Genomic DNA, 4956 nt, shown 5'->3' with positions numbered 1-4956 from the left:
CTCAAACCGGGCGAGCGCGTAGAGTTCCAGGCCACCACTGGAAGCAGAGGGGACCAGGCACGTTCAGTCACCATCCTCAGTCCTTCTCCGCCCGTGACTACGGCGCAACGTGAGCCGCAGGAGCTGGCCCATGTCATCCGAAGCCTGACAACCCTGTTGAAAACACCACGCCGATACTAGAAGGGGGCCGCTATCCCAACAAGGCCACCGGGAGAAGCATTGCCAGCCTGCTGAGGACTGTTGTCGACCAACTCGACGAATAATATAGAGCGACGCTCGCACCATTCCAGAAACCCCGGCACAGCCCACATTCCGCGACCAGTCCAGTTCACCCCGCGCCGCGAGTTAGTTGGAAGCATGCGGTGGGGTCTGACCGAGGTTCGGGCTCCACTGGGCGAACCGATCAGGCATTCCGAGAGAGTTCACCCTGCCGAGCCTGAGCACCGTTCACCTTTGGTGATCGTCGTCTCAGGCGGTGGCTATGGCGGCGGGTCCGTGCTGGGAGCGGGGGGTTTTCGCGCCGGGTTTTTTGGGTTCGATGGTGCGGGGGTCGACGGCTTCGCCGGGGGCGCCTTCGCGGTAGACGCCGTCGGGGTGGCTGTCGCGGTCGTGCGGGAGGACGAAGAGGACGCGGCGTTTGTACAGGCCGCTGTCGGGGTCGGGTTCGGCCTCATCGTCGAGGACGGCGTAGCCGACCATGCGGCCGTCGCGGGCGTAGGGGGGTTTGGTGTTGCGGCGTTTGGTCTTGTCCAGGGCTTGGCGGACGTAGTCGAAGTGGGTGGGGTCTTCCAGCCACACCACATCTTGTTCGTGGGTGAGGTCGCTTGCGGTCAACAGCGAGCTCATGGCTGCAGCCCCTCCTTCGTCGGCCGGCTTGCCCTGTGGGGTGCCGGGCGTGTGGGTCCATGGTAGAGCGGTGGCAGGGCGGGGCGTAGGGCGTGCTTGTTGGTGCGGATGGCGGCGGGGGTGGTCATTCGGTGTCCAGCAGGGCGAGGCCGGGGTAGTACTTGCGGCCGTTGGATTTGATCATGTCGGCGGGTGAGCCGAGGTTGAGTTCCTGTCGTACGCGGGTGGCAAACGCGCGGGCGGTGGCGGCGCGGACGCCTTCGCCGGCGTTGCACCAGGCGGTGTAGGCGGCGTAAAGCAGGCCTTGTTCGACGCGGAGTTCGGTGTCGGTGCTCGCCTCAGCGGGGCGGGTGCAGCACTCGGTCAGGAAGCGGCCGATGTGGTCTTCGGTGGTGGCGTAGGCGCTGGTGGCGATGCGGACGCGGCCGGGGCCTTCGAGGGGGTCGCGGGTGGCGAGGTAGCGGCGGGCGCCTTCGATGAGCCAGTGCAGGATGCCGGGGCCTTCGTCGCGGACGAGTTCGAAGGCGAGGTTGTCGATGCGGCGCTTGGCGGGGACGGTGCGGGTGAAGGGGATGAGCCGGATGCGCCGCCAGAAGGCGAAGCCGCCGGTGGAGACTTCCGGGCGGTGGTTGCCCAGCAGCCACAGGTGGTGGGTGGGGGTGAAGGAGAAGTAGTCCTGCCGCATCCGGCGGGCTTTGATCTTGTCGCCGCCGGTGAGGAGGCGCACCCGGGCCTCGTCGAACTTGTCGTTGGGCTTGAGTTCGCTGCACACGATGAGGCGGCGGCCGTGGAGTTCGGTGAGTTCGGTGGAGTGCTCGGAGAAGGCGCCGCGGTCCATGAGGAAGCCGGGCGGGGCGGCGTCGGCGTAGTCGCCCAGGATCTGGATCATCGTGTCCAGGAGAACGGATTTGCCGTTCTTGCCCTCGCCGTGGAGGAAGGGCAGCACCTGGGCACCGACGTCGCCGGTGACGGAGTAGCCGAGCATCAGGTGCAGGAAGTCGATCATTTCGGCGCCTTCGGCGTCGTCGCCGAAGGTGTCCGCGAGGAAGGTGTGCCAGCGGGGGGTGTCCATCGGCAGGGGGGCGACGCTGGTGGCGCGGGAGTGGAAGTCGCGTGCCGGGTCGGGTTTGCGCAGAAGTCCGGTGTGCAGGTCGACGACGCCGGCCGGAGTACACAGGGCGTAGGGGTCGCCGTCGAGGATGTCGGGGTCGACGGACAGATCCGGGGAGGCTTTGGCCTGGGTCAGCAGGGCCTTCATCCCGGTGGTGGAGAGGGTGCGTCGTTTGTGGTGGGCCAGTTCACGGTCGCTGAAGATTCCGCGGGGGTCGCTGGCGGGCATGTCCTCGGCCATCTCCCCCGCGGCCCACAGAGCGGCTTTCTCCCCGCCGGCGCGCTTCCAGCGGTAGCCGTCCCAGGTGAACCAGCCCAGGCCCTCAACGTGCCGGAACTGGTCGCGGTAGAGCTGGACGAACAGCCGGGCGTTGCCGCGGTCGCTCAGCGACGGCGGCAACGGGGCGGGTGGTGCCGCCCATGCCGCAGGGCTGGGATGGGGGCCACTGGCAGTGGGAGGGAGTTCGGCGCTGGCTTGGGCGGGCAGCAGAGTGGAAGCAGGCTCGGCCCGCTCAAGGTCGAGCATCTGCTGAGCGGCGGCCTGCGGATCGAACCGGGGCGTGCTCTCGGCGGTGCTCATGGACGTCCTTCGGGGTGGAACGGCCGGGCGGCCCCCGCGGCCAGGCCGTCGTCGGTGATCTGCTCGTTGCGGGCGCCTTGCCAGGGGCGGGCCTGGCTCGCGGCGTGCAGCAGACTCTGGCGGACGGTGTCGTGGTCTATGTGGCCGGCTGCGGCGAGGCCGCCGGCGGTGTAGGCGGCCCGGTTGAGCTTCTCGGTGAATCCGGTGCCCTCCGGGGCGCTCGCGCATTGTGCGACGGCCTGCAGGAGGGGTTCCAGGAGCCGGTGCGCGGTCGCCGGACGGCGTCGGATCCCGGAGCGGGACGCCGGGTTGGGCGGGCGGCGCGGTGGCGGGGGTGCGATGACGTGCCCGGTACGGACGAGCTCGGCATGCAGCCACTCGGGCAGCACGGCGGGGGTGCGGGCCGGGCCCTGGGGCTCGTAACGGCCCTGACTGGTGCGGGTGGTGGGGGCGATGATGTAGCCGCCCTCCGCGCGTATGTCCACCTGCCAGGCTAGGGCCACCTTGGGGCTGGAGCCGGTCGAGCAGCGCAGCCGGATCTCGGGGTGAAAGGCCAGGTCATGACCAGAGTCGGGTTTTCGCCTTCTGGTCGGATCGGCCGGACGGGCAAGGCGCACGCCGCAGACAGACGAGCGTGCCCCTGATGCGCCCTTCGCGCCCCAACCCGCTCCGGGACTGCGCCCTGCCGGAACACTGCCGCGCTGGTGATCCTGGCCTTCGACCAACACCTTTGGGGGGCGTGATGCGTAGAAGGCGTACGGGAGTGGCCGTCTTAGCCGCGGTGGTGGCCGTGATCCTGGCGGGCTGCGGCACCCAGAGCACCAAATCACCCAGCCGCCATCAGGAGCGGTTACGCAAGGCCGTCGGCATTGAGGTGTTCTACATCGAATGCAGCCGCGACCTACGGGACGTGACCTCAGCCTCCACACCGAACAACGACGAAAGGATGAGCCGAGGCCAAGTGAAAGCCTCGAAGATCACGAAGACGCCGGGAGGTCTGTCCCGGATACGCCTGACCGGACATCAGCTCGCCGACTACCTGCGGATGCTGGACTGGCGGGCCCCGAGCGTCTCCGGCCAAGCGGAAGCCGTCCGCATGTACAACGAGATCTCCCGCGTCCTGGACGGCATCACCTCACCCCCGCCCGCCGACGCACCGCCCCTGCTCGTGGTCGACAACGGCTTCATCGGAACCCCCTCCCCCACACCCACCGCCACCGCCACGCCTACCGCAACCGGCACTTCAGCCAGCTGAAGGCTCAGGCGGCTCCACCATCCCAGCCGGCCTCCGACCGCACACGGCAGTAGCCTTACTGGCGAAAACCGACGACCGACTGTCACCATATGATCACGCGCCTCGCTGTTGCGTTCCCCCGCCGGCAGCGAGGCGCGCCCCGTCCCGAACGGGACACGGCGGCTCCCGAGGGAACAGGCGCACGCACACGGCCACCGCATCCCGGTCGGCCGAATCAGAACGGGGGGTCCGCAGACGGGCCCTCACCCTTGCCCCCATCGACGGGCGCCGCAGGCCGGACAGGACTGGCCGTGGCCCCCGGATCGTCCGGCGCGGTCTCCCGCGGCGGGACCGGGCGCGTGGTACGGGTGATCGTGACGGTCGCGAACGTCATGGACGCCCCCACATCATCGACGTCCAGCACCATGCGGGACCGCTTCTCCCCCTCCGGTGTCTCCCACCGGTCGGTCCGCAGCCGGCCCGCCACCACCACCCGCGACCCCTTCGACACCGACCCCGCCAGATTCTCCGCCAACTGCCGGCTCATTACGCATACCCGGCACCCTCCCACCCCACCGACACACCCCGGCCGACCTCATCTCATCGGGCGTCCCCACCCGCAACGGGACGCCGGGCCAGCCCCGGCCACGCGCAGCCCCGCCGACAAAGTCGAGCACCGGGCCGACGCCCCCGATCCCCCGAGGCAGGTGACTGCGCGGATGCCGGAAGATCGCGTGACAAGCGGGATGGCGGCGGCCCCTGCCCAGGGCGCTGCGTGCAGGGGCCAGCCACGCCCTGCGGTCCTGTCACAGCGCAAGGCACTACGACGCTAAACCCCCACCACCGTCCCCACCCGCCCCGGCGCGTCAGGAGGGTGAACACCGCGTCAGGAGGGTGAAACACAGCGAATGGTCGAGGGGTGGTTGCCTGCGGATCGCAGGGCGCGGCGGGTCAGGTGCGGCGGCGCCGACCGAAGATGCCGCCGCCAGTCTCGGGCTGCTGCTGGGCGGCTTCAGCGGCGGCGCGCTCGCGACGGTTCAGGCAGGGGCGGCACTCACCGCCGGACGCCGGACTCGCCGAGCGCACCTGCCCGCAGCACGCGTTCCACCGGCGCGGTGTAGCCGCCGACCAAGCAGCGTCTCGCCACCGCCTTCCGCGTTGCGGCTGTATCGCGCGGGCGACGCCC

Annotated in this window: 5 protein-coding genes and 1 pseudogene; 2 read left to right on the top strand and 4 right to left on the bottom strand. The window is 69.8% G+C overall.

Annotation, left to right across the window (positions count from 1 at the left end; translation table 11 throughout):
• Positions 1-263 (top strand): annotated as a pseudogene (locus ABZZ74_RS52525) (cold-shock protein); the annotation flags it as partial.
• A gap of 205 nt (positions 264-468) precedes the next feature.
• Here the strand turns inward: ABZZ74_RS52525 and ABZZ74_RS52520 are convergent.
• The 3 genes from ABZZ74_RS52520 to ABZZ74_RS52510 form a co-directional block, all read right to left on the bottom strand.
• A complete protein-coding gene (locus tag ABZZ74_RS52520; protein ID WP_356951214.1) occupies positions 469-846 on the bottom strand; it encodes a DUF6009 family protein in 378 nt (125 codons plus the stop codon).
• A 124-nt stretch (positions 847-970) separates the two neighbouring features.
• Positions 971-2536 (bottom strand): phage/plasmid primase, P4 family, encoded by a 1566-nt coding sequence (locus ABZZ74_RS52515; protein WP_356951213.1) that lies wholly within the window; start codon positions 2534-2536, stop codon positions 971-973.
• Positions 2533-3153 (bottom strand): bifunctional DNA primase/polymerase, encoded by a 621-nt coding sequence (locus ABZZ74_RS52510; protein ID WP_356951212.1) that lies wholly within the window; start codon positions 3151-3153, stop codon positions 2533-2535. Before ABZZ74_RS52510 ends, ABZZ74_RS52515 begins: the two co-directional genes overlap by 4 nt.
• Positions 3154-3299: 146 nt before the next feature.
• Here ABZZ74_RS52510 and ABZZ74_RS52505 point away from each other — a divergent pair, with 146 nt between their 5' ends.
• Complete coding sequence (locus tag ABZZ74_RS52505; protein WP_356951211.1) at positions 3300-3791, top strand: hypothetical protein; 492 nt, start codon at positions 3300-3302, stop codon at positions 3789-3791.
• A gap of 214 nt (positions 3792-4005) precedes the next feature.
• Here ABZZ74_RS52505 and ABZZ74_RS52500 read toward each other — a convergent pair whose 3' ends face one another.
• Positions 4006-4317, bottom strand: a complete 312-nt coding sequence (locus ABZZ74_RS52500) for a single-stranded DNA-binding protein (RefSeq protein ID WP_356951210.1) — start codon at positions 4315-4317, stop codon at positions 4006-4008.
• Positions 4318-4956 lie beyond the last annotated feature (639 nt).

This window comes from Streptomyces sp. NPDC006476, from assembly GCF_040612015.1.
Taxonomy (GTDB): domain Bacteria; phylum Actinomycetota; class Actinomycetes; order Streptomycetales; family Streptomycetaceae; genus Streptomyces; species Streptomyces griseorubiginosus_B.
This window is presented reverse-complemented; position numbering and strand designations above follow the sequence as displayed.